Genomic DNA, 24,084 nt, shown 5'->3' with positions numbered 1-24,084 from the left:
GAAATGCCTCGATCTTTTGCGACATTCTCTAAAACGATTTAGTTGCGCAACTAATTTAGCAGTATCAGGGTGAACAGAGTATGACCTTTGTCATACGTTGAGTTTTATAAAACAGCTCAGATTTCTCATTAAAAGAGGATTCAAAAATGTCATTTTGGAGTGGTATTGCTTTAGCCCAAATCAGGCAACAAAAAAAACGCTCCCGAAAAGAAGCGTTTTTTTGTCATTTTTGAGATCTTATAATTAGGCGATCTCGATCATACGTTTAGGTTGAACTTTTGCCTCTTCTTTCTTTGGAAGCATGATCTCAAGTACTCCGTTGTTATAGGAAGCAGAGATCTTTTCACTTTCTACAGTTTCAGGCAGGCTGAAAGACCTTTTGAAGTTGCTGTAGCTAAATTCTTTCCTGGTATACCTTCCGTTCTTCTCTGTGTTCTCACTTTCTTTTTTCTCTTCAGAAGAAATAGTCAACACATCATTATCCAATTCAATAGTGAAATCTTCTTTAGTTTTTCCCGGAGCAGCTACGGCAACCATAAAGTTGTCTTCAGTCTCCTGGATGTTCACTGCAGGAATACTGGTTCCAATACTGTTCACATTGGTGGTTCCACCTAACCAATCAGTTTTAAACATATCGTCGAAAACTGATGGCAGCCAGTTGGCCTCGTTTCGTTTAATTAAGCTCATAATATAAAGTTTTAAGTTTGACTTTTTATTTCTACACTTACTCCCTAGCAAACTAAATACCACGTGGAAAATATGGATAAAACAAGACATTATGGCATTTATAAAGGAAATTTTACTGCCTTTATGTCATTTTAAAAGGTTTTGAGTATGGAGTATCGCGTTATAATTAAACTTCCGTATTTTTGATCGAAATTACCAGGTCTCCTATGGCACTTTCCAATAATGACATTTTTAAGAAATTACGTGTTGCACTGAAACTGCGGGATGAAGATATTGTTCATATCTGCTCTTTGGTCGACTTCAAGGTCACCAAAAGTGAGATTGGGGCAATTTTCAGAAGTGAAGATCATCCCAAATACATGGAATGCGGCGATCAATTTCTTCGAAATTTTTTGAACGGACTCGTCATCTATAAAAGGGGACCAATGCCGAAGAAAAAAGACAAACCTGCCCCCAATGGATCTAATAGCTGAAAAACGCGAAGTGTCAGCTGAAGAAGTGGCACTTCTAAATAAAAAATATAAACCCCTCACCCTATTTCAACGCATAGAAGAGCTGTATAACGACTTTAGCGAAGCAGAGGTTATGCTTACCAGTTCCTTTGCAGCCACTTCAGCCTTCCTTTTAAAACTCTTCTCAGAAACACGAAATAACCAATTGGTTTACTTCATTGATACCGGATATCATTTTGAAGAAACCCTGGAATATCAGAAGAAACTTTCAGGTTTATACGGACTAAAAGTAAAATCGATAAGCGCCTTAAAAGAAGAGCACGATTTCACCACTAACGATAAAACCTGGACTAAAAATCCAGATTTCTGTTGCTATATAAATAAGGTGAAACCTCTGGATCTTATTAAATCAAAGTACACCGTGTGGGTCAGCGGTCTTATGGAGTGGCAAAGCGATCACCGTGCCTCATTAGACATCTTTGAAAACCGGGGAGAAATTCTAAAGTTTTACCCACTTTTGGATGTTTCAAAAGAAGAGCGCGATGAATTTATAAGAGAACACAATCTTCCTTTTCATCCCCTGGTGGAAAAAGGGTTTCATTCCATAGGATGTTCCCATTGCACTGTGGCGGGAGAAGAAAGGAACGGTCGCTGGAACAATAATCCAAAGACAGAATGTGGCTTACACCTGTAACTAAAAAGTCCCGAACCTAAGGCCGGGACTTTTTAAGTTTAGAGGGTTTTCTCTATTTTCTTGCTTTCTGAACTACAGAGAGTTCATAGATCTTTCCTTTCCTCCAGTAATCTCCAGGAACTTCTTGATCTTCAAGGCGCTCTTTTAAGAGCTGATCTACTTCTTCATTTCCTGAAGCTACTTCCAGGCTTTGTATTCTTCCGTTTTCTGAAACAGAGAAGAAAAGAGTTACCGAAAGATCCTCCTGAAGGTCGCAATAGGACTCGTTTAGAACTTTTTCGACTTCAGATGTCACAGATTCAGTATTTATAAATCTGGAAGAGTTGGCAAAAACTGAGGTACTCATTGTAATTGCAAAAGCGACTAACAAAAATTTTAAATTTTTCATGATGTTCGTTTTTAGATTGATTGACTGATCTTTGATTAATTGATTTACTATATAGACTGTTCAAAATCATGAACGTTACATGGTAAATGGTAATTTAATTTTTTTTTAACAGGTTGAATCCTGCAGCAGCAGAGGCCTGAACAAAAAAAATCCCGGCCAGGCCGGGAAGTATTTTAAACAAATTTCTCATCTCCTCGCCTCTACCTTTACAGGAAGCTCATAAATCATTTTGGTACTCCAGTTGCGTCCGTGCAACTTCTGATTCTCAAGTCGCTTCTTCAGAAAAGTATTCACCTCATCATTTGGAGAGGAAATAGCTCTAACTTCAATTCTTTGGTCTTCACTAACCTGAAAGATCACTGTGACAGTAAATTCTTCTTCTATGACAAGTTTTGAACGATCCAACATCTTCGCGATTTGAGCAGTAATTGGAGATTCTCTTTCACCATCGGCAAGGTTTCCGGCAAAGGTGTAATTACTAACAGTTAGTAGTACAAGGACAAAATACAGTTTTAAATTTCTCATGACTTTTGTTTTATTAAGTTTAAGTGTCTTTTTAATAGAGACTGGAGCCTAAAGAAAAAGACGCAAAAAAATTTTATTTTTTTCAAAACAGATTAGATTGAAAATCCTTAAAACAAAAAAGCCCGGTCCTGTGACCGGGCTTTTTCATTTGCAATAGAGTTACCTTACAGCTTGAACTCTCACCGGTAATTCATATACCTTTTCGGAGTTCCAGTTTGCACCATGTAACTTTTGATTTTGAAGTCTTTTCTGAAGAAATTCATTCACCTCTTCATTAGGCGACTGTACTGCCTGTACTTCTATACGATGATCATCAGAAACTTTGAAATAGATAGTCACTGTAAAATTTTCATCAAAGCTTAGATCTGAATCAGTAAGCATCTTCTGGATCTCAGCCGAAACAGGTTGTTTTTTACCGTAATCATTGTTTGCATAAGCTGAGACCATTGTCATCGCAAAAGCTATCAGCATAAGTTTAAAATGTCTCATAAAGGTTCAGTTTAAAAATGTTTTTTGATTAATTGATTTACCTTAGAGACCGGCGACTTTCAGAAATGTTACAGCAGCTTATTTCCTTAACTTATTTTTAACTTTTCCCGACCAAACATAAAAAAACCCCGACTAATGCCGGGGTCTTAATTTCATATTAAAGTTGATTAAGCCAATACTTCCTGAACTTTATCAGCTGCTTCCTGGAACTGAACAGCACTGTAAACGTCAAGACCACTATTGTCGATAAGGTCTTTTGCGATATCAGCATTCGTTCCCTGTAGACGTACAATAATAGGTACGTGAATAGCATCTCCCAGGTTCCTATAGGCATCTACAATTCCCTGCGCCACACGGTCACAACGTACAATACCTCCAAAGATATTAACAAGAATCGCTTTTACATTTTCATCTTTCAAGATCAGACGGAAAGCTTCCTCTACCCTCTTGGCATCGGCTGTTCCACCCACATCAAGGAAGTTAGCCGGCTCTCCACCCGCTTGTTTGATAAGGTCCATGGTCGCCATTGCAAGTCCGGCTCCGTTTACCATACAACCAACGTTTCCGTCAAGGTCCACATAGTTTAGTCCAACAGCTTTCGCCTCTACCTCAACAGGATTCTCTTCACGAATGTCGCGCATTTCAGCATAATCCTTATGACGGAAAAGGGCATTATCATCAAGGGTTACCTTCGCATCAACAGCCAGGATCTTATCGTCGCTAGTTTTCAAGACCGGGTTGATCTCAAAAAGTGAAGAATCAGATTTTATATAAGCCTCGTACAAGGCCATTACGAATTTTGTCATTTCCTTAAAAGCAGTACCGCTCAAACCTAGGTTGAAAGCAATACGACGTGCCTGGAAAGGCATCAAACCTACTGAAGGATCAATTTCTTCGTGAAAGATAAGGTGCGGCGTTTGCTCAGCTACAGTTTCGATATCCATTCCTCCTTCGGTGGAATACATGATCATATTGCGGCCCGTACCACGGTTCAGAAGAACAGACATATAGAACTCATCCGGCTCACTGTCTCCGGGATAGTACACATCTTCTGCAACCAGTACCTGATGAACTTTTTTACCTTCCGCAGAGGTTTGAGGAGTAACAAGGTTCATCCCGATAATTTGTCCTGCGATCTCTTCAACTTCCTGCAGGTTCTTGGCCAGTTTTACACCACCACCTTTACCACGGCCTCCCGCATGTACCTGGGCCTTAATTACGTGCCAACCGGTTCCTGTTTGTTCTGTGAGTTTCTTTGCAGCTTCCACTGCTTCTTTAGCATCCTGGGCAACGATCCCTCTTTGTACGCGCACTCCAAAACTGCTAAGTATTTCTTTTCCTTGGTATTCGTGTATATTCATAATGAGGTGGTTTCTTCTGTGTTTATTATGGTCCACAAAAGTAACAAACATTATAGGATTCTGCCAATATTTTTTGAATGAAGGCCTTGTTCAAAAAGGGTTCTGATAATTACCTGGTCTTGAGTCGAAATTCCCTGAAATCTAACGGGTCAAAATTGCGGAAATGTCCGTTGAGCTCTATGGTTTGTTTAGCTCTGTTCATTTCCTGAACTATTGGAATGGTAATACACAGATGATTAATAATATACGCCTGTCTGTCTTTCTCTGAAGTCAGTTTTAAAAGGGAATATTCCTGTTGCAGGGAAAGTCCGATCTTGTGCGCCAATGTAAAACTTCGGAAGGTGGCGTAATCAATGACCGGCGGCGGCACTTCCAGATGCAGGTACAGTTCAACAATAAGGTCTATTAACTGTTGTTTTTGTTCCTCATCGGGATCATCAATATCCTCAAGAAATTCCACGTCACCCCCCGCGTAGATCTTTCCTTTTTCCATATGCTCAAATTCACGGATTCTGAAGACCCGCAGCCCGTGACAGATCACATCTTTTGCTCCTGAAGCATAACTGTTCACTACCTGTTTCAACTCTACTTCAGTTCCATACTTCAACTTGTTGTTCAGGTATACCGGGATCCCAAAGGTAATCCCTGTCGTTTCGCAATCTTGGATCAATTGTTTATACCGCTCCTCAAAAATGTGAAGCGGTAGTTTTTCACCAGGAAAGACAACATTCTGTAGGGGGAACAATGCTAACCTAGAAGTCATAACTATTTGATTTACAATATTAAATTACGAAAATCTTTTTAGCTCATGAACGCTCTTCGGCTTTATTTTCGTTATAAATTTGAGGCACTTTCGAAGCACCGAATTTGCAGTACATTTCAAAAGGATACTCTCAAAAATAACAATTTGTTAGAATTGGTTAATTTTAAACAGGGAGTTTAGGAAGTGCTTCAAACTCCGTTATTTTTGCATCCTTAATTTCAGAAAAATGAACAACCAGAACCTTTTAGATATAGCAGAAGAATTTGGCAGCCCTGTCTATGTGTATGATTCCGAAAAGATCATTTCACAGTACAGGCGACTTACCAATGCCTTTCAAAATGTGCAGCAGCTACGCATCAATTATGCGGTCAAGGCGCTTTCTAATATTTCGGTTCTAAAACTATTCCGAACATTAGGCGCAGGCCTGGATACTGTTTCAATTCAGGAGGTGAAGCTGGGGCTTGCAGCCGGAGTAGAACCCTCCAAAATCATCTACACTCCAAATGGAGTTTCTCTCGAGGAGATCGAAGAGGTTTCTACTTTGGGGGTGCAGATCAATATTGATAATCTTTCTATTCTGGAGCAGTTTGGATCCAGACATCCAAAAGTGCCTGTTTGCATCAGGATCAATCCGCACGTGATGGCCGGTGGAAACACGAACATTTCAGTAGGCCATATTGATTCCAAATTCGGAATTTCCATTCACCAGATTCCGCACCTGTTGAGGATCGTTGAGAATACCGGAATGAACATCAATGGAATTCACATGCACACCGGAAGTGATATTTTGGACATAGAAGTTTTCCTTTACGCATCTGAGATCCTTTTTGAAACTGCCAAAAACTTTAAAGATCTTGAGTTCATTGATTTTGGTAGCGGATTCAAAGTACCTTATAAAGAAGGAGACATTGAAACAAATATTGAAGAGCTTGGGGAAAAACTTTCCGCAAGATTCAATGAATTCTGCCGCAACTACGGAAGAGACCTTACCCTTGCCTTTGAACCCGGAAAATTTCTTGTGAGTGAGGCCGGAAAATTCCTGGTGAAGGTCAATGTGATCAAGCAGACAACTTCTACTGTTTTTGCAGGAGTTGACAGCGGTTTCAATCACCTTATTAGACCAATGCTCTACGGCTCCAGGCATGAGATCCATAATATCTCTAATCCTGAAGGAAAAGAACGCTTCTATTCAGTGGTGGGATATATATGTGAGACCGACACTTTTGCCAATAACCGCCGTATCGCCGAAATAAAAGAAGGAGACATACTTGCTTTTGACAACGCCGGCGCCTATTGCTTTTCTATGGCCAGCAACTACAACAGCAGGTTTAGACCACCTGAAGTTCTGTGGCATAATGGGGAAGCCCACCTGATTAGAAAAAGGGAAAACTTCGAAGACCTTACCCGCGGACAGGTGCCTTTTAATTTTGAAGAAACCGGATTATAAATGAAAAGCTCCCAAAAAGGGAGCTTTTTTCTTCCTTTTTAAAACCTCACTTTTTCAGATTAACTCCCCAATTTTTTGGCTTTTCCCATCATTCCTGTTAGGTTTGCCCCTGAACTATAAAAAATTGAATATGACTAGAATGAAGAGAATTGCAGGAATGTTGTTGATTTTTATTTTCAGCACGACTGCACTAATGGCCCAGGAAGGGCAAAAAGTGACTGACGCGGAGTTGACAAAATTCGCACAGACTTTCCAGCAAATGAGAATGACCAATCAGGAGGCGCAATTGAAGATGCAGGAAGTAATAAAAAGCGAAGATCTGGAGATCAAGCGGTTCAACGAGATCCACAAAGCCACCCTGGATCCTGATACAGAAGTAGACGCCACTGCCGAAGAGCAGGAGAAGTACGAAGATGTCATTTCTGAAATTGAAAAAATGCAGGTCTCTTTCCAGCAAAAGATGGAAGACATGATCACAAGTAATGGGCTTACTATAGAAAGATATCAGCAAATAGCGACCCGTCTTCAACAGGATGCTGCTTTGCAGGAGCGTCTAAAAGAAGAGTTTCAAAAGAAATAGATGCTCAAAAAAGGCATTTTTAAAGCGGCATTTTTGCCGCTTTTTTTTTATTCCTGATCTGAATATTTGTACACGTCTTCCCATTGCCAGCCGGCATACTCGAGGTTGGCTGTAAATTGTTTATCTATTAATTTATAACTCTTGTAGACGTGCCCTTTCTCCATCCAAAAACTCCTAAGGGTATCCAGTTTTTCTTTACAGTCTGATGCAGACTCAGGTTTTTCGAGTCCCAATTGGAGATAATATTCAAGTGCTTTTATAATACTGCAGATCTTAGAATACTGCCGTGTGCCTTCCTGCCAATCCATTCGCAGGACCACCAATACTTCATACAGCCTTGCCAGCTGGACAATTACGGCAAACTCTCTATCCCTGGTAAGAAAAAAGTTAACCATGGGAAAAGCGAGATAACTACTGGAATTTCTCAGTATCTGCTGGCGCAGGTCACTACTGTCAGACATCAGGGAAGCCAGGTCATCTTCATTTTTAAAGTAATTGTACATTTCCTCTAAATCCTGACCTAAAGTGGCAATAGACAAAGAAAGTTCCTTCTTATTCAGCACCGCGTTTACAACACTCAGCAGATAGGTTAGTCCGGTGGTGATCAAAATGAATCCTGAAAAAGACAAGATTCCGGCAAGTAATTCGCTGGTACTGTTCCCCGGAATAAAATCCCCGATCCCTACCGTAGAAAGCAGGTAACAGGTAAAATAGAAACGCTCGATATAGGTTGCGGGAACAAATGTTGATCCATTCACCACCATATCCTGGCTACTGGTAAATATGATAAAGGTCCCCAACAACAGCAAGGAGAACCACATGAAGGTGGTCACCAGTAGATGAATAAGTCCAGAAAATCCGAAAATTTGCCTGCTTCGGTTTTGAAGGATAATAATGTTGAGGCCCCGGTTAAGTTTTCCGGAGAGCCAACCGAAACCATTACCCGAGAGAGTTGTATGAAAAAAATCAAGAAAAGTAAAGACGATGATAAGTAAGCCAACGCCTATTTGAAGTTCCTGCATATCACTAAATTAACTAAAACCACCTTAAAATTTTGTGAGAAGGACTTAAACTTTTCTAAAGCCTCACCTGCTGAAGGCTGCAGCCCCTCAATATTTCGTAAATTAATTTAAAACATAATTTATACTGCTATGGCAAACTGGATTTCAAATTTCACGTCTCAACCTGATGCCTCCACCAAACATATCAGGCCGCTGGAAAATGCTGAGGATCTCGATCCCCTTTTGGAGCGAATAGGAGATTCCCGGTACGTTTTGCTAGGCGAAGCCAGCCACGGTACCCACGAATATTATACCTGGAGAGCCGAAATTTCCAAACGCCTGATAGAAGAGAAAGGCTTTTCTTTTGTAGCTGTGGAAGGCGACTGGCCCGATTGTTTCCAGATCAATCGGTGGATCAAAGGGATGACTGATTCCGAAGTTTCCATTAAAGATGTCCTCAGTCAGTTCAAGCGCTGGCCCACCTGGATGTGGGCTAATTGGGAAATTGCCGCCTTCGCTACCTGGTTGAGAAAACATAACAAACACCTGGAACAAAAGAAAAAGGTCGGGTTTTACGGGCTCGATGTTTACAGCCTCTGGGAATCTATGGAGATCATTGTCAAATATCTGGAAAAAGAAGATCCGGATACGGCGGTGCTTGCCAGACAGGCTGCAGATTGTTTTGAACCTTATCGCAAGAATGATTCCTATGTTACCGCCTATCGCGGACTCAATCAAAAATGCCGGAATGAGGTGGTTCAGTTATTGACAGAGGTGCGTCAAAAAACCGATTTTTACGAAAATGAACCTGAAGCCGGATTGAACGCCGAACTCAATTCCCTGGTCCTCAAAAATGCCGAAAAATATTACGAAGCGATGGCAAGTTTTGACAGTTCCTCCTGGAATGTGCGGGACTCTCATATGGTAGAAACCTTGAATACACTGATGAAATATCATAATGCCCAAAGTGAACACAAAGATGCCAAGGTCATTGTTTGGGAGCACAACACTCATATAGGAGATGCCCGGGCAACCGATATGGCCGCTCACGGTATGCATAACGTGGGGCAGCTGGTAAGGCAGCAACATCAGGATGAAGGAGTAGTCCTTGTAGGTTTCGGTTCATATGAAGGTTCTGTGGTCGCCGGTAGTTTTTGGGGTGCCGAAATGAAGGAAATGGAACTACCAAAAGGCATTGAAGGAAGCGTGGAAAAACTTTTACACCAGAACGGCGCAAAAGACAAGATGCTCATTTTTGATGATGACTCGCCATTAAAAGAAATTTTTGAGGAAAGAATGGGACACCGGGCCGTGGGCGTAGTGTATGATCCGCACCACGAACGCGGTAATTATGTGCCTACCCGGCTCTCAGACCGCTATGATGCTTTCCTCTTTCTTGATCAGACGCAGGGTCTCCACCCCTTACACCTCAAACCGGATGGCCATCAGGTGCCCGACACCTATCCCTTCGGAATTTAAAAAGTGGCCTCAATGAAGTTAAAGATCCTTGGCACACGGGGAAAAGTAGAACCTTCTGCCCCTCATCATAAAAATTACAGCGGAATTTTGATCGATGACAAAATTCTGGTGGACATTGGAGAAAAGCAATACCTGGAAAATAATCCGAAGGCAATTGTGTTCACCCATTTTCATCCTGATCATGCATTCTTCGTTTTTGACAATGAAAAATTCACTCCTGAAATTCCCCTTTTTGGACCCGAAAAAAATGAGCTGATACCTGATCTAAAAGTGATCTCCGGAAAATTTGAGGTGGGAACCTATTCCTTTACTCCCGTGCCTGTCATCCATGCACTAAGTCTCAAATCCTGTGGTTATCTGATTGAAAAGAACGGAAAGAAAATTTTTATCACAGGAGATGTAGCCTGGATCGAAAAAGCTAACTTTTCAGACTTTCCGAAAATTGACCTTGTCATTACCGAGGCTTCGTTTGTAGAAAAAGGTGGCAGGATAAACAGAAAGGGAAATCGCATTTTTGGGCATACAGGAATTCCAAACCTTATAAACCTGTTGAAACCTGTAACCGATAAGATAGTTTTTACCCACTACGGAAACTGGTTCTTTGAAGATATTTCGGAAGCAAAGAAAAAGATCAAAGCGCTGTCTGGTGAAATTGAACTCATTTGTGCTCACGACGGAATGGAGCTGGAAATCTGACCTTTTTAAGCAAGAAGATCAGGATCTTTCCTTTTGACAGGATGGGCAAAAATAGGTACTGCGCCCGGAAACTTTTATCTTTTTGATCTTGCCTTTACATTTCGGACAATCCTCCCCTTCCTTTCTATGACGAATAAGAAAATCAGAAGGAAATTCAGAGCGTTTCCCTTCTTTCTTGATAGCCAGTTTCAGGACATTTTTCATCTCTTTGAAAAGCTGTTTTTTCTGGTCCTCATCAAGAGTATCGGTTTTGGTTTTCGGATGAATTCCGCATTGGTACAACATTTCATCCGAATAGACATTCCCGATCCCCGAAAGAGTGTGTTGATCTGTAAGAACCCCTTTGATGCTTCCGGTCTTGTCTTCCAAAAGCTCCATAAAATCCTTCTCCTTCAGCTCCAGCGCATCGGTTCCAAGAGAATGTTCTTTTTTAAATTCCTCTTCACTATCGGCGAGGAACAACTTCCCGAGTTTTCTTCGGCATAAATAGCCAAGATGGGCATCATCAGAAAAATTGAAGATCACCCGGGCATATTTTGGAGGATCCTGATTTCTGTAGTATTCCAGTTCTCCGGTCATTCCGAAATGCATCACCAGAACTTTATCTCCCGAGGTTTTGATCAGCAGGTATTTTCCCAACCTTCGAGTTTCAGTAAATTCTTTTCCCTCCAGGGCTTTGACAAAATCATTTTTTGAAGACTGTAATGAGCCCGTGTGCAAAAAATCTATACTCTTGATCTTCTGGTGCAGGGAAGTTTCATCAAAATAACTCTTGAACAAGGTGATCTCGGGTAGTTCCGGCATAATGATTGAAAGTTGGTTAACGGGTTTAATTTACTCAAAAACAAGCTGCTGCGCCATATTTTCAGGCGGTTTTCTTTTTTAGCCCTTCGGAATTTTTTAAATTATAGAGAGCGGTCTTCAGAGAAAAAGACTGCTAAAAACCTTATGACCTTGATCAAAAGAATTATACTTACAGTGATTGCAATGCCACTTTTAGTGGCGCTTAATGGCTGTGCAGCTAAAAAAGATATGAAAGAAAAAGTAGTTTACCAGGATAATAAAGTAATTCCATCCAAGATCTTAAAAGAGGCTAAAAAGGCACTTTCCTATTACCCCGAACTTGAGAATGTGCACATAGAATTTAAATTCAAAGACAACATCAAAAAGTCTTTTATGCAGGCACAACCTCAGCTGAGCAATCTTTTTAAAGGGAAGAACAAGAGGCGCTACAACATTTACATAAGCAGTAAATTTGTGATCGAAGAGGAAGAAGTCTCCATGGAAGAAGTTCCTTCTGAAGTACTTATAGGCTGGCTGGGCCATGAGTTGGGACACATAATGGATTACCGGGAAAAAACTGCTGCAGGATTGATCATTTTTGGGTTAAGATATATCACATCCTCCAATTACATCAAGGAAGCCGAAAGAGCAGCAGATACTTTTGCTGTCACACACGGCATGGGAGATTACATTTTGGCCACCAAAGATTTTATACTCAACAACAGTTCACTGTCAGATGCGTATAAAGAGCGAATCGCCCGCCTTTATTTGAGTCCGGAAGAGATCATTGTTCTGGTGAATAAGCTGGAAGAGGATCTTGAAAAAGCAGAATCTGGAGGTTAGGATAATTGTTGCTGCACAAATTCTTCCCAATCAGCAAACTTTTCCTCCTTCATTACTTTTTCCATTTTTACCTGTCCCCCTTTTTTCTTGTTCTTACCGCTCCACTCGAAGAAAACTGAAGGCGGCACCTGAACAACTTCTACCCCTTTTAATGCCTTTTTTCGGGCTACGCCGTAATTTTTATTGGCATCTTTCAACAACTCATCCAAAGCTTTGGCCATCTCTTCATTTTTCACCTTCCCGTTTTCCTCCACTCCCAGGTACCATTTATGGATGAACTCTCCATCTTTTTTTACTGCGGAAATAGTGAACTCCGGAATGGTGATCCCAAATTTTTGTTCCAGCTCTTTGACAGCATCATTCATTTTATTGACAGAAAGCTGCGATCCCACCACATTCAGGAAGAATTTAGTGCGTCCGGTGATCCTGATCTCTTTTTTCTTCACATCGGTAAATTTGATGGTATCCCCTATCAGATATCTCCATGCTCCTGAGACTGTGCTAATAACCAACACATAATCCTGATCGACTTCCACTTTTTCCAATGGCACTACCGGTGCGTCGGGATTTAAAGAACCATCTTCCTCGATGTATTCAGGTTTAAAAGGCACAAATTCGAAATAGATGCCGTTGTCAAGCACCAGTTTCATGGAACGGGTTTCCGGGCGTGCCTGGAAAGCCATAAAACCTTCGGAAGCCAGGTAGGTATCTATTACAGTTACCGGCCTGGCGAACAATTGTTCAAAGGTCTTCTCATAAGGTTCAAAGGCGACCCCTCCGGTGGAATACACCTGCAGGTTCGGCCAGATCTCGTGGATGTTTTTCGCGTCGTGGTACTCCAGTATCTTTTTGATCATTAGCTCTGTCCAGGAAGGAATTCCCGTGATTGCCCCAATGTCCCAGTTTTTGGCATTTTTGGCGATCTCCGCTACGCGCTCGTCCCAATCTTCAATATCGGCTATGTCGGTTCCCGGCTTGTAAAAATTCCGGAACCAGAAAGGAATATTACTGGCACTAATGCCGCTGATCTCCCCTTCCTCATGGTCACTTTTCTTATCCAGATCTGTAGAACTACCCAACATCATGATCTCTTTCTGAAAAAAATCGGAAGGGAGATCAAAATTGGCTAAACTGGCTACCTGTTTGATTCCCGTTTGCCTAATTGCCTCCACCATATCCTCGGTCACGGGAATCCTTTTACTTGACTTTCCCGTCGTCCCTGAACTTAAGGCGAAATACGGTGGTTTTCCCGGCCAGGTCACACTCTCCTCTCCTTCGTGCATCTTTTGCCACCATTCTTTGTTGATCTTATTGTAATCGAAAAAGGGCACTTTTGAAGCATATTCCCTCCGCAGATCGTCCGACTTCAGAAGTTCTTCAAAATTATAATGCTTTCCGAAAGCAGTATCCTTAGCCTTTTTCAATAACTCCCGCAGCACCTTCTCCTGCGCTTCAATTCCGTCAGGTTCAGAAGTAACAGCATCGGTAGCGTGAATAAGTCCTTTAATGAGTGATCCAATAACGGCCATAAAATCGGGTTTTTGGGAAGATAATGAAATGCCCTAAAAAGGTGGAATCGTTAATTTGAATTACCAAGACTTTAACCTTTCCCGGCTCCCATTAAATTTCCAAAAAAGGAAAAATTACCTGCATTTTTTTCTCAAATTCGCAGGATGCAAATACAGCCAGATCACAAAGCCCTGCTCGACCTTGCCCATGCAAAAATGCACTTTGGGAAATATAAAGGCCGATTCCTTTCCGAAATTCCCGAGCACTACCTCCTGTGGTTCAGACAAAAAGGGTTTCCGCAGAATAAGTTGGGAGACCAGCTGCAGCAGGTGTTGGATCTGAAGATCAACGGAATGGAACAGATCCTGCGCAGTATCAGGCAGCGATATCCACGATAGGAAAAAAGCTCATTCCGCAGGAAAATAACCTTAATATTTTCATAACATATTCCGTCTTAGATGGTTTCTTTTTCTTTTCTTCTTCGTAATTTAGCGCCCTGAATAAAAAACGCACCAAATACCTCTCTAAAATGGCTGAAACCAAGTATATTTTTGTCACTGGCGGTGTATCCTCTTCTCTGGGAAAAGGCATCATTGCTGCCTCGCTGGCAAAGTTACTGCAGGCGCGCGGTTATAAGACCACTATTCAGAAACTGGATCCCTACATCAATGTTGACCCCGGAACGCTCAACCCATATGAACATGGGGAGTGTTATGTGACCGAAGATGGAGCGGAAACCGATCTTGACCTTGGGCATTATGAACGTTTCCTGAATGTAAACACTTCCCAGGCCAACAACGTAACTACCGGAAGGATCTACCAAAGCGTTATTGAAAAGGAACGCCGCGGAGAATTCCTTGGAAAAACGGTTCAGGTTGTCCCTCATATTACCAACGAGATCAAAGAACGGGTACAATTACTCGGAAAAAATCATGAATACGACATTGTGATCACCGAAATAGGTGGTACAGTGGGTGACATTGAGTCCCTGCCATATATAGAAGCGGTTCGACAGTTAAAGTGGGAGCTGGGCGATGACAACGCGCTGGTGATCCACCTTACTTTGGTGCCGTACCTATCTGCTGCCGGAGAATTGAAGACCAAACCTACACAGCACAGCGTAAAGACCCTGATGGAAAGCGGGATCAAAGCTGATATCCTTGTTTGCCGCACAGAACATCAACTTTCTGACGACATTAGGAGGAAGCTGGCGTTGTTCTGTAACGTGAAGCAGGAAGCGGTTATCCAGTCAATAGATGCCTCTACCATTTACGATGTTCCAAACATGATGCTGGAAGAAGGTCTTGATACGGTGACCCTGAAGAAACTTGCTTTACCCGATGATAAAGCTCCTGATCTTACACAATGGAACGAATTCCTGAAAAGACATAAGAATCCTAAACATGAAGTGACCATTGGTCTTATTGGGAAATATGTGGAACTTCAGGATTCTTATAAATCAATTCTGGAAGCTTTTATCCATGCCGGTGCAGCCAATGAAGTAAAGGTGAACATTGAGAGTATACATTCAGAATTTATCAATGACACCACCATTGAAAAAACTATTTCTCATTTAGACGGAATCCTGGTAGCTCCCGGATTTGGAGAAAGAGGAATTGAAGGAAAGATCGATGCCGTTCGTTTTGCACGGGAAAATAACCTGCCATTTTTAGGCATCTGTCTGGGAATGCAAATGGCCGTTATTGAATTTGCCCGCAACGTATTGAAGTTGAGAAACGCGAATTCTACCGAAATGGACAAGGCGACTCCGCACCCGGTGATCGATCTTATGGAAGAGCAAAAAAATATCACACATATGGGAGGAACCATGAGACTTGGTTCCTGGGAATGTGAGATCAAAGAAGACTCAATTGCTTACGAGGTGTATAAAAATACCCTTATCAAAGAGCGACACAGACACAGATACGAATACAACAACCAATATTGCTCCCAACTGGAATCCCACGGAATGAAAAGTACAGGGATCAATCCTAAAACAGGACTGGTGGAGATCATTGAGATCCCGGAGCATCCATGGTTCGTTGGAGTACAATATCATCCTGAATACAAGAGTACAGTAGCAAATCCGCACCCGCTATTTGTAGCTTTTGTAAAGGCAGCTAAAGAATATTCAAAAGAAAAAAAAGGTGCCAGGATGGCACAGTAACCTCTTTTGGTCAGAAAGTTGACCAGCACAATGACAGCGGAAAAGTCCGCAATTTTATTTAAACCTTAGAATGGAAGAAAAAAAGTTAGATATCAACTCGTTGATAGGATTCATCTTAATTGGAGGAATTCTGATCTGGATGTTGTACATGAATCAAACTGCTCCCGAAGCGGTTGAGGAAATCCCTGAAGAAGAAGTAGTAGTCACTCCCCCAGAAACTGCCCCCGATGAAGCTGAGGTGGCAAGCTTTCAGGCATCGGACTCTGCTGCTGTGGCTCAGGCTCAAAGCAGGTTAGGCGCATTCGGTTATTCGGCCACCCTGCCTTCAGCAAAAGAAAATGGTACTACTACGGTAGAAAATGATCTTTTGGAGCTCACCTTTGAAAATAAGGGAGGATATATTTCCGAGGCAAAAATTAAAAATTTCAAGACCTATGATTCTATTCCCATTTACCTGATAAGGGATGGGAATGCCTCATTCAACCTGAAATTCAGCACCAACGACGGAAGGGTGCTCAATACCAAAGATCTTTATTTCGAACCTTCGGTATCCAAAAGTGGCGAAAACACTGTGGTTTCTATGAAACTAAAGGTTTCTCCTCAGGAATATCTTGAGTACAGATATGTCCTTAAACCGGGAGAATACATGATGGATTTCTCTGTGCGTTCTCAAGGTTTGAACAACGTACTTAGCCAATCTGAACCTGTTACTCTTGACTGGAAACTGAAAGGTTACCGTCACGCCAAGAGTATCTCCTATGAAAACAGGTACACCGAACTTGTCTATGAATATGGCGGTGGCGATGATGACTATCTGGGGCAGGGAGATCGTTCAGAAGATGAGGAAGAAGATATTTCCTATGTTGCTTACAAGCAGCATTTCTTCACCTCAATCCTGTTAACTGACACTCCTTTTGAGACCGGAAAATTTGTTTCCGAAAATCTTGTACAGGATGAGGAAGTCGATACTTTATACACTAAGGCCTTCGCCTCTACTCTTCCATTGGAATTAAAGGGTGGTGAACTTAACTACAATATGAACTGGTACTACGGGCCCAGTGATTACAAGATCCTGAATGACTACGACCGAAACCTGGATGAGATTATGCCGTTAGGCTGGGGTATTTTCGGGTGGATCAACAAATATGTTTTCATTCCGTTCTTTGCATTTTTGAGTTCCTTCCTTCCAAGCTACGGTATTGCTATTATAGTAATGACCATAGTTGTAAGGATCGTGCTTTCACCGGTAACCTATAAATCTTACCTAAGCCAGGCTAAGATGAAGGTGTTACGTCCGGAGATCAATGAGATCAATGAGAAGTACAAGGATAATGCAATGAAGAAGCAACAGGAGACCATGAAGCTTTACAGCAAGGCAGGGGCCAGTCCTATGAGCGGATGTTTACCGGCACTGATGCAGCTTCCTGTATTCTATGCCCTGTTCCAGTTCTTCCCGAGTGCTTTCCAGTTACGTCAGAAAGGATTTTTATGGGCAGATGACCTGTCGAGTTATGATACCATTGCTCGCTTACCATTCCACATCCCGTTTTATGGAGATCACGTGAGTTTGTTCCCTATTCTGGCTTCAATTGCGATCTTCATTTACATGATGATGACTACCGGACAGAACATGCAAAACACACAGCAGCCGGGAATGCCAAATATGAAATTCATAATGTATTTGTCTCCCCTCATGATGTTGTTCTTCTTTAATAACTATGCGAGTGGACTTTCACTTTACTATTTTGTTTCAAACCTTATTACGATAGGGATCATGCTGGTGATCAAGAACTTCATTATAGATGAAGATAAGATCCACGCCAAGATACAGGAGAATAAGAAAAAACCTAAAAAACAAGGAAAGTTCGCCCGTAAAATGCAGGAAATGATGGAGCAGGCAGAGCAGCAGAAAAAAGGAAAGAAATAATTTTTCCAACCTTATAAATATAAAAAGCCCGGAAAATTCCGGGCTTTTCTGTTGAAAAACAGGTTTTAGGGGGCTTACTGTATTAACTATTCGGGTAATAACACAGTATTAATTACATGGATCACTCCATTGTTAGCCTGTACATCTGTAGCCAATACAGTTGACGGACGTCCATTCGCATCTACTATTGTCACAGGATCTCCCAGGTTCACAGTAAAACTTTGGTTCGCCAGGGTGGAGACTTCCATTTGATCTGTAAGGTCGCCAGAAGTAACATTAGCTCCGGCAACAACGTGATAAGTTAAAGTAGCTGACAATACATCTGTTGGAATATCAGCCAGACTTGACATTTCCAACTCACCAAGTAAGGCCACAAAGGCATCATTTGTTGGTGCAAAAACAGTAAACGGTGCAGGAGATGAAGAGGACATTAAAGTTTGCACGAAAGTAAAGTCATCTTCGCGTGTTAAAGCGGCTACCAGGATCTCGAAAGTAGGATCTGCGGTAGCAAAAGTGGTAATATCAGGCAAACCTATAACTTCATCTACCGCATGAATGATCCCGTTATCTACTTCAATATCTGCGCTCACAACGTTCGCAACACCGTTAATGGAAACTCCGCTCTCAGTATTGATATACATGCTGAGTTTTTCTCCGGTCACAGTACTGGTTGCCATGCTTTCAATGTACCCGGTAGAAAGTGCAGAAGACATGATCTCTCCGGACTGTACATGGTTTAGAAGTACCTGTCTTAGAAGTTCTGTAGGAACTTCGTTCAGAGAACTAAAATTGTTTGCTGACAGAAAGGCCGCAAAAGCATCGTTATCGGGCGCAAAAACTGTAAAGTTAGTTGTCCCGTCAAGGGTCGCATTCAATCCTGTAACCTCAAGGGCCGCTCCCAGGGAAGAATAATTGTCATTAGCAGCTACAAAGTCCACAATGGTATTCGATTTTACCTCCACGTCCCTCATAGCATCATCATCATCGCTGCAATAAGCAAAACTAAAAAACAACAATGCCGCTGCAGTGATTTTACCTAATTTTGAAAAAGTTTTCATATTTCTATTTTTAAGTTATACCGTAAAAGTAAAACATAAGAACATTCAATTCTGTTTAAGTTTAGTTAAATTTATTTAAACAATAAATTATTTTATTTCTGTCAATAAATATTTTGTCTATTAAAACCACTCAAAACCTACACGAAGATGTTTAAAAAATTGTTTTTGGCAACCTCATTTCTAATAATGCTTTGCCCTTTATCTTCCCTGGCGCAGAAGGAATCCGCAGTAAGAAACGGATATATTAAAGGGTATTATGATAAAGACTCCACTCACTTAAAATATGAAGGGGAGTTTGTTCACGGAAAAGAGAAAGGGCTTTTTAAATTCTACCAGAGGGGACACAAAAATCCGGTAGCTACCAAATTTTTTCAACCGGGCTCAGACACGGTAGTGGTTACCTTCCTTACCCAGAAAGGAAAGATCGTTAGTGAAGGAAAAATGCTTGGAACGGAAAGAACAGGTACCTGGAAGTATTATCATGACGACTCGGATAAGCTCATGATGCTCGAAAATTACAAAAATGGAGTTTTGGAAGGGGAAAAACTGGTTTACTATGACAATGGGACTCTGGCCGAAAGATCGAACTACCAAAAAGGACTTCTACATGGACAGCGGTTTCTGTATTCGGTAAAAGGAGTGGTCCTGGAAGATCTCCAATATGAGGATGGAGAACTGCACGGCCCTGCAAAGTTCTATAACGGAAAGGGAGAACTCTTAAGTGAAGGCAATTATAAAAGGGATAAACATTTTGGGATCTGGAGGTACTATGAGAATGGAGAGCTGAAAGAAGAGAAATCATTTTTTTAGTAAGGAGGGGTAATTTTAAAGGGGGAATAAGACAAAAGTGTCCTAATTATTTCGAACCAACCCCCTCTATAAAAGCCCTAAAACCTCAATTAATTAACTTATTTTTAGGCATTTATAAAATATTTTCCTCTAAAATTGGTTATATTTAAGTACAACCAAAAACCAACGTTATGAAAAAGTATTTGATCTTATTCCTGCTCGCAGGACTTGCAACAATAACCGGATGCAGCAATGATGATGAAAACCCCAGGGTAATTACGGGGACATGGATCCTTGTAAATGTTACCCCTTCCGATCTTCTTAACCCCCAGGCATGCTCTCCAAACTCGACCATAACTTTCAATGCCAACGGAAGCCTGGACGGAACACTTTACCTCGAGCAAAATAATTGTGATCTCCTGGACGTCACTGGTACATGGGAGAAAACAGGATCTAATTCTTACACTGTAGTTATTCCACCGCTAGAAGCAATCCAGGGAACTGTAATTTTTGAAACTGATGATGTCTTTACAATGACAACCTCCACCAGTGCTGTTCTTCGCTTCAGGCGTTCCAATTAAGACAGTAATATAAAAAATCAATGAAACAGCCGGCAAGTGCCGGCTGTTCTGTTTTTAAACCCCAAATCTTTTATTAACAGTACAAATTAGAGCCCTTCCTTTTCCACTAGTTCAGTACAAATCCATTAAATTTGAACTGCATTAAAAATGAATAAATGAAAAGAATACTGCCCCTCTTCCTCCTCCTCTTTGTTTCAATTTTCTACTCCTGTAGCGTAGATTATGACAAAGAACCCGGTGAAAAAATTGTCGGAAAATGGACTCTTATAGATATTAATAGATCAGAGTTTTATGACCCCGATGCCTGTTTGCAGGAAACACAAATTTCTGTTTTAAAGGAAAATGTAATCAAGACAACTTATTTTGATACAGATTCTGATTGTACAGAAATGAACTCTCAGGGTGAATGGGAGTTTCTTGAAGATTCCCTCTATACCATGGAAATTTTTCCGGATTATGGTCTTCTTGAAGGTAATGTGGAATTTGAAAGCATCAACATCTTCAACTTTATTACTCAAATAAATGAGCAGGTTGTGATCTTTACTTTCGAAAGAAAGTAGGGATAAATCAAAACATTTTCCATCTCTGGATTTTTTGAATACATTTAGATAACAAAAAACCTAATCTAATATGAAAAAGTACCTTATCTTATTTTTAGCAGTAAGTCTTCTTGGCTTCACCTCCTGCAGCGATGATGACGACGCAGGTAATCCTTCCCTGATTGCCACCTGGACTCTCGTAAGTGTTACACCTTCTCAGGTCTATGACCTGTCAGCCTGCCCAAATAAACCTGTTATTACCTTTAACCAGGATGATACTACGGACTGGACCGTGTATGACCCTGAAAATAACTGCCAGTCCTCAGAATCGTCAGGCGAATGGCAAGAAAATACCAATGGGACTTATACCGTCACCATTCCTGATCTTGGAACTTTTATAGGAACCGTCAATTTCAATGGGAAGAATGAATTCACTTTTATTACCAGCTATAATTCTTTTCCGGTGACCCTTACCTTCCAGAGATAGGCAGAATCTAATTCTTAATATATTCAAAGGTGGCCGTTAGTCACCTTTTTTATTTCCATAAAGCGGAAATTCCGGAGCCCTTCAAAGTGGCATATTTTATGTAATTTTGCCTCGCAGAAAAGCAGGTGAAAAAAGGCTTTTTTGAAAGGAATTAAAAGCATGAAACGAGTAGTTGTTGGTTTATCGGGAGGAGTAGATTCCAGTGTTGCAGCATATTTGCTGAAGGAACAGGGGTATGAGGTGATCGGTCTTTTTATGAAGAACTGGCATGATGATTCCGTGACCATTTCCAAGGAATGTCCCTGGCTCGATGATTCCAATGATGCCATGCTTGTTGCCGAAAAGTTGAACATTCCGTTCCAGACGGTTGATCTTAGTGCAGAATATAAGGAGCGCATTGTTGATTATATGTTCAACGAATACGAGCGTGGGCGCACGCCTAACCCCGATGTACTTTGCAATCGCGAAATTAAGTTCGACGTCTTTATGAAAATTGCCCTTTCCCTGGGTGCCGATTTTGTGGCCACCGGGCATTATTGCCGAAAAGGAGAGATTTCAGTAGACGGAAAACCTACGTATCAACTGTTGTCCGGTAAAGATGCGAACAAGGATCAATCCTATTTCCTTTGCCAGTTATCCCAGGAGCAACTTTCAAAAACCCTGTTCCCTATTGGCGAGCTTCAGAAGAGCGAAGTGCGTAAAATAGCTGCAGAACAGAACCTGGTTACCGCTGAAAAAAAGGATTCTCAGGGACTTTGTTTCATCGGAAAGGTTCGCCTTCCGGAATTCCTTCAGCAGAAATTACAACCCAAAGAAGGAACTATCGTTGAAATAGATGCTTCCGAAGAAAAATACCGTGAAGAACAAGCTGCTTTTTCTAATAAAGAAGAAGAGCTCGCCTACCTTTCCCGTAAATACACCTATTCCCCGAATGACGGAAAAGTTGTTGGGAAACACCAGGGTGCACATTATTTTACAAAAGGACAGCGAAAAGGTCTGGCTGTGGGTGGAACTCCCGAGCCTCTTTTCGTTATTGAAACTGACGTAGAAGAAAATGTAATTTATACCGGACAGGGAAAAGATCACCCCGGAATTTACCGACAGGCACTTTTTGTGGCCCAGGATGAGATACATTGGATACGGGAAGACCTAAAGCTGCAACCAAACGAAGAAATGGAAGTTGACGCGCGAATTCGTTACCGGCAACCTCTTCAAAAAGCTACTTTGCACCAAACCGACACCGGATTATATATTGTTTTCCAGGAACCCCAGGCTTCGATCACCGAAGGACAATTCGTCGCCTGGTATGACGGAGAAGAATTGCTGGGATCTGGTGTAATATCTTAACCCCAAATTTATGGCCAACCGCATTACCGAACTCTTCAATATAAAATATCCTGTTATTCAAGCTGGCATGATCTGGGCCAGCGGCTGGAAACTTGCCAGTGCCGTTAGTAATGAAGGAGGATTGGGAATTATTGGTGCCGGTTCCATGTATCCGGAGATCCTTAGAGAGCACATTCAAAAATGCAAAAAAGCGACCGATAAACCTTTTGCGGTAAATGTTCCCATGCTTTACCCCAATCTGGAGGAGATCATGGAAATAATTATTGAGGAAAAAGTTCCGATAGTTTTTACTTCTGCGGGAAATCCCAAAACCTGGACAGCCCATTTAAAAGAAAAAGGAATTACCGTAGTTCACGTGGTAAGTAGCGTAAAGTTTGCTCTTAAGGCGCAGGAAGCCGGAGTAGACGCCGTGGTAGCTGAAGGCTTTGAAGCCGGAGGTCATAACGGACGGGACGAAACCACCACTTTTACGCTGATCCCTATGGTGCGCGAAAAGATCAGCATACCGTTGATCGCGGCAGGCGGTATTGCCACTGGGCGGGGAATGCTCGCCGCTATGGTTCTGGGCGCTGATGCGGTACAGGTGGGCAGCAGGTTTGTAGCTAGCAACGAAGCTTCTTCACATCAGGCTTTCAAAGAGATGGTAGTAAAGGCTCAGGAAGGAGACACTATTCTCACACTAAAAGAACTTGCTCCCGTAAGACTGCTCAAAAATCACTTTTTTGAACAGATAAATGAGCTCTATTCTAAACATCCTACCAAAGATGATCTGATCAAATTGCTGGGCAGAGCGCGAGCCAAAAAGGGCATGTTTGAAGGTGATCTTGAAGAAGGAGAACTTGAAATAGGCCAGGTTTCCGGACTTATACACGATATTAAACCTGCCGCAGAGATCCTTCGTGATATGATCAGTGAATTCAATGAGGCTAAGGCCGAGGTTACTGATCTTCAGTTCTAAACCCGCTTAGAGAATCTAAATCAGTTTTAACCTTTTTCGCCCACTTTTGCTGGGCTGCAGTATTTTCTCCATGCCGCGTTTCAGCGTCATACTGCTCCTGCATCTCAATCCTTGCCGCTTCCGTTCTTTCGTAAAGCACCCTGAGTTGCTTTTTTACATCTGAAGAAGGATCGATTTTCAGCTCTTCCAGTGTACTGCGCAGCCTTCTCGCATGCAATTCAGAAATGTCAAAATGCAACTGTTCATGGTCTAAAAGCTCCTGTGACTTCTTTCCGTTCTTTACCCAGGAAAGTTCCGGAAAGAACCAACTTTTCACTTCATAAAGAAAAACAGATTCTCCTCCTTTTACTGAAAGGGACCACGAATAGGAAAAGCCGGAATTGGTATTGGCATCAAAAGGATTTAAAGCATCAGGTACCCCTTCAAAATCCTGCCAGCTAAGAGGAGTGTTATTCCAGGCCAGTTTCTTTTCAGGAGTTTGCGCCTGCAAAACCGGCACTAAGACCATTCCTAATAGCAGACTCAAAAATGGGA

At 41.6% G+C, this 24,084-nt stretch carries 27 protein-coding genes; 16 read left to right on the top strand and 11 right to left on the bottom strand.

The window, feature by feature from the left end; genetic code table 11:
* Positions 1-243: 243 nt before the first annotated feature.
* Positions 244-687, bottom strand: coding sequence for an Hsp20/alpha crystallin family protein (locus ACNORC_RS07150; protein ID WP_418334936.1), 444 nt, complete (start codon positions 685-687; stop codon positions 244-246).
* 206 nt (positions 688-893) lie between these two features.
* On the opposite strand from ACNORC_RS07150, the gene ACNORC_RS07145 reads away from it, so the two are divergent.
* Together ACNORC_RS07145 and ACNORC_RS07140 are read left to right on the top strand one after the other, a co-directional pair.
* Positions 894-1,160, top strand: coding sequence for a DUF1456 family protein (locus ACNORC_RS07145; protein WP_418335382.1), 267 nt, complete (start codon positions 894-896; stop codon positions 1,158-1,160).
* Complete coding sequence (locus ACNORC_RS07140; protein ID WP_418334935.1) at positions 1,144-1,833, top strand: phosphoadenylyl-sulfate reductase; 690 nt, start codon at positions 1,144-1,146, stop codon at positions 1,831-1,833. Before ACNORC_RS07145 ends, ACNORC_RS07140 begins: the two co-directional genes overlap by 17 nt.
* Before the next feature lie 52 nt (positions 1,834-1,885).
* On the opposite strand, the gene ACNORC_RS07135 is transcribed toward ACNORC_RS07140, so the two are convergent.
* From ACNORC_RS07135 to ACNORC_RS07115, 5 genes are all read right to left on the bottom strand, one after another.
* Positions 1,886-2,221 (bottom strand): hypothetical protein, encoded by a 336-nt coding sequence (locus tag ACNORC_RS07135; protein WP_418334934.1) that lies wholly within the window; start codon positions 2,219-2,221, stop codon positions 1,886-1,888.
* Between the two features lie 186 nt (positions 2,222-2,407).
* Positions 2,408-2,746, bottom strand: coding sequence for a hypothetical protein (locus ACNORC_RS07130; RefSeq protein WP_418334933.1), 339 nt, complete (start codon positions 2,744-2,746; stop codon positions 2,408-2,410).
* 159 nt (positions 2,747-2,905) lie between these two features.
* Complete coding sequence (locus ACNORC_RS07125) at positions 2,906-3,235, bottom strand: hypothetical protein (RefSeq protein WP_418334932.1); 330 nt, start codon at positions 3,233-3,235, stop codon at positions 2,906-2,908.
* A gap of 167 nt (positions 3,236-3,402) precedes the next feature.
* Positions 3,403-4,596 (bottom strand): ADP-forming succinate--CoA ligase subunit beta, encoded by a 1,194-nt coding sequence (gene sucC / locus ACNORC_RS07120; protein WP_418334931.1) that lies wholly within the window; start codon positions 4,594-4,596, stop codon positions 3,403-3,405.
* Between the two features lie 109 nt (positions 4,597-4,705).
* Positions 4,706-5,359 carry an LON peptidase substrate-binding domain-containing protein gene (locus ACNORC_RS07115; RefSeq protein WP_418334930.1) on the bottom strand — a complete coding sequence of 218 codons (654 nt, stop codon included), beginning with the start codon at positions 5,357-5,359 and terminating at the stop codon, positions 4,706-4,708.
* Positions 5,360-5,585: 226 nt separating this feature from the next.
* Here ACNORC_RS07115 and lysA point away from each other — a divergent pair, with 226 nt between their 5' ends.
* Both lysA and ACNORC_RS07105 read left to right on the top strand, forming a co-directional pair.
* Positions 5,586-6,806 (top strand): diaminopimelate decarboxylase, encoded by a 1,221-nt coding sequence (gene lysA, locus ACNORC_RS07110; RefSeq protein ID WP_418334929.1) that lies wholly within the window; start codon positions 5,586-5,588, stop codon positions 6,804-6,806.
* Positions 6,807-6,936: 130 nt separating this feature from the next.
* On the top strand, positions 6,937-7,386 hold the full coding sequence (locus tag ACNORC_RS07105; RefSeq protein ID WP_418334928.1) for a DUF4168 domain-containing protein: 450 nt from the start codon (positions 6,937-6,939) through the stop codon (positions 7,384-7,386).
* Positions 7,387-7,433: 47 nt separating this feature from the next.
* Here the strand turns inward: ACNORC_RS07105 and ACNORC_RS07100 are convergent, their stop codons facing one another.
* On the bottom strand, positions 7,434-8,408 hold the full coding sequence (locus ACNORC_RS07100) for an ion channel (RefSeq protein WP_418334927.1): 975 nt from the start codon (positions 8,406-8,408) through the stop codon (positions 7,434-7,436).
* A 129-nt stretch (positions 8,409-8,537) separates the two neighbouring features.
* Between ACNORC_RS07100 and ACNORC_RS07095 the strand changes: the two genes are divergently transcribed.
* Together ACNORC_RS07095 and ACNORC_RS07090 are read left to right on the top strand one after the other, a co-directional pair.
* Positions 8,538-9,866 carry an erythromycin esterase family protein gene (locus ACNORC_RS07095; RefSeq protein ID WP_418334926.1) on the top strand — a complete coding sequence of 443 codons (1,329 nt, stop codon included), beginning with the start codon at positions 8,538-8,540 and terminating at the stop codon, positions 9,864-9,866.
* Between the two features lie 12 nt (positions 9,867-9,878).
* The gene (locus ACNORC_RS07090) at positions 9,879-10,562 is read left to right on the top strand and encodes an MBL fold metallo-hydrolase (protein WP_418334925.1); all 684 of its coding nucleotides are present in this window, start codon (positions 9,879-9,881) and stop codon (positions 10,560-10,562) included.
* Between the two features lie 18 nt (positions 10,563-10,580).
* Here the strand turns inward: ACNORC_RS07090 and ACNORC_RS07085 are convergent, their stop codons facing one another.
* Complete coding sequence (locus tag ACNORC_RS07085; protein ID WP_418334924.1) at positions 10,581-11,366, bottom strand: Fpg/Nei family DNA glycosylase; 786 nt, start codon at positions 11,364-11,366, stop codon at positions 10,581-10,583.
* 150 nt (positions 11,367-11,516) lie between these two features.
* Between ACNORC_RS07085 and ACNORC_RS07080 the strand changes: the two genes are divergently transcribed.
* Positions 11,517-12,188 carry a hypothetical protein gene (locus ACNORC_RS07080; RefSeq protein WP_418334923.1) on the top strand — a complete coding sequence of 224 codons (672 nt, stop codon included), beginning with the start codon at positions 11,517-11,519 and terminating at the stop codon, positions 12,186-12,188.
* On the opposite strand, the gene ACNORC_RS07075 is transcribed toward ACNORC_RS07080, so the two are convergent.
* Entirely contained in the window at positions 12,185-13,717 is a 1,533-nt protein-coding gene (locus ACNORC_RS07075; protein WP_418334922.1) for a GH3 family acyl-acid amido synthetase, read from the bottom strand. The two genes, ACNORC_RS07080 and ACNORC_RS07075, sit on opposite strands and share 4 nt — an antisense overlap.
* A 144-nt stretch (positions 13,718-13,861) precedes the next feature.
* Here ACNORC_RS07075 and ACNORC_RS07070 point away from each other — a divergent pair, with 144 nt between their 5' ends.
* The 3 genes from ACNORC_RS07070 (at position 13,862) to yidC (ending at position 17,791) form a co-directional block, all read left to right on the top strand.
* Positions 13,862-14,095 carry a DUF3820 family protein gene (locus ACNORC_RS07070; RefSeq protein WP_418334921.1) on the top strand — a complete coding sequence of 78 codons (234 nt, stop codon included), beginning with the start codon at positions 13,862-13,864 and terminating at the stop codon, positions 14,093-14,095.
* A 131-nt stretch (positions 14,096-14,226) separates the two neighbouring features.
* Entirely contained in the window at positions 14,227-15,864 is a 1,638-nt protein-coding gene (gene pyrG / locus ACNORC_RS07065) for a CTP synthase (RefSeq protein WP_418334920.1), read from the top strand.
* A 70-nt stretch (positions 15,865-15,934) separates the two neighbouring features.
* The gene (yidC, locus tag ACNORC_RS07060; protein ID WP_418334919.1) at positions 15,935-17,791 is read left to right on the top strand and encodes a membrane protein insertase YidC; all 1,857 of its coding nucleotides are present in this window, start codon (positions 15,935-15,937) and stop codon (positions 17,789-17,791) included.
* Between the two features lie 86 nt (positions 17,792-17,877).
* Here the strand turns inward: yidC and ACNORC_RS07055 are convergent, their stop codons facing one another.
* Entirely contained in the window at positions 17,878-18,849 is a 972-nt protein-coding gene (locus ACNORC_RS07055) for a fasciclin domain-containing protein (RefSeq protein WP_418334918.1), read from the bottom strand.
* Positions 18,850-19,014: 165 nt separating this feature from the next.
* Here ACNORC_RS07055 and ACNORC_RS07050 point away from each other — a divergent pair, with 165 nt between their 5' ends.
* The 6 genes from ACNORC_RS07050 (at position 19,015) to ACNORC_RS07025 (ending at position 23,550) form a co-directional block, all read left to right on the top strand.
* Entirely contained in the window at positions 19,015-19,659 is a 645-nt protein-coding gene (locus tag ACNORC_RS07050; protein ID WP_418334917.1) for a toxin-antitoxin system YwqK family antitoxin, read from the top strand.
* 170 nt (positions 19,660-19,829) lie between these two features.
* Positions 19,830-20,219: a lipocalin family protein gene (locus ACNORC_RS07045; RefSeq protein ID WP_418334916.1), complete on the top strand. Its 390-nt coding sequence runs from the start codon at positions 19,830-19,832 to the stop codon at positions 20,217-20,219.
* Between the two features lie 155 nt (positions 20,220-20,374).
* Positions 20,375-20,779, top strand: coding sequence for a hypothetical protein (locus ACNORC_RS07040; protein WP_418334915.1), 405 nt, complete (start codon positions 20,375-20,377; stop codon positions 20,777-20,779).
* A gap of 70 nt (positions 20,780-20,849) precedes the next feature.
* Entirely contained in the window at positions 20,850-21,245 is a 396-nt protein-coding gene (locus ACNORC_RS07035; protein ID WP_418334914.1) for a lipocalin family protein, read from the top strand.
* Between the two features lie 159 nt (positions 21,246-21,404).
* Positions 21,405-22,592, top strand: a complete 1,188-nt coding sequence (gene mnmA, locus ACNORC_RS07030; RefSeq protein WP_418334913.1) for a tRNA 2-thiouridine(34) synthase MnmA — start codon at positions 21,405-21,407, stop codon at positions 22,590-22,592.
* A 10-nt stretch (positions 22,593-22,602) separates the two neighbouring features.
* Positions 22,603-23,550: an NAD(P)H-dependent flavin oxidoreductase gene (locus ACNORC_RS07025; protein ID WP_418334912.1), complete on the top strand. Its 948-nt coding sequence runs from the start codon at positions 22,603-22,605 to the stop codon at positions 23,548-23,550.
* Here the strand turns inward: ACNORC_RS07025 and ACNORC_RS07020 are convergent.
* Entirely contained in the window at positions 23,531-24,076 is a 546-nt protein-coding gene (locus ACNORC_RS07020) for a DUF922 domain-containing protein (protein WP_418334911.1), read from the bottom strand. The genes ACNORC_RS07025 and ACNORC_RS07020 overlap by 20 nt on opposite strands.
* Between the last annotated feature and the right edge of the window lie 8 nt (positions 24,077-24,084).

It is taken from the genome of Salinimicrobium soli (genome assembly GCF_048323655.1).
GTDB classification, from domain to species: Bacteria; Bacteroidota; Bacteroidia; order Flavobacteriales; family Flavobacteriaceae; genus Salinimicrobium; species Salinimicrobium soli.
Note: the sequence above shows the minus strand (reverse complement) of the source record. Positions and strands in the feature narration are given on the sequence as shown.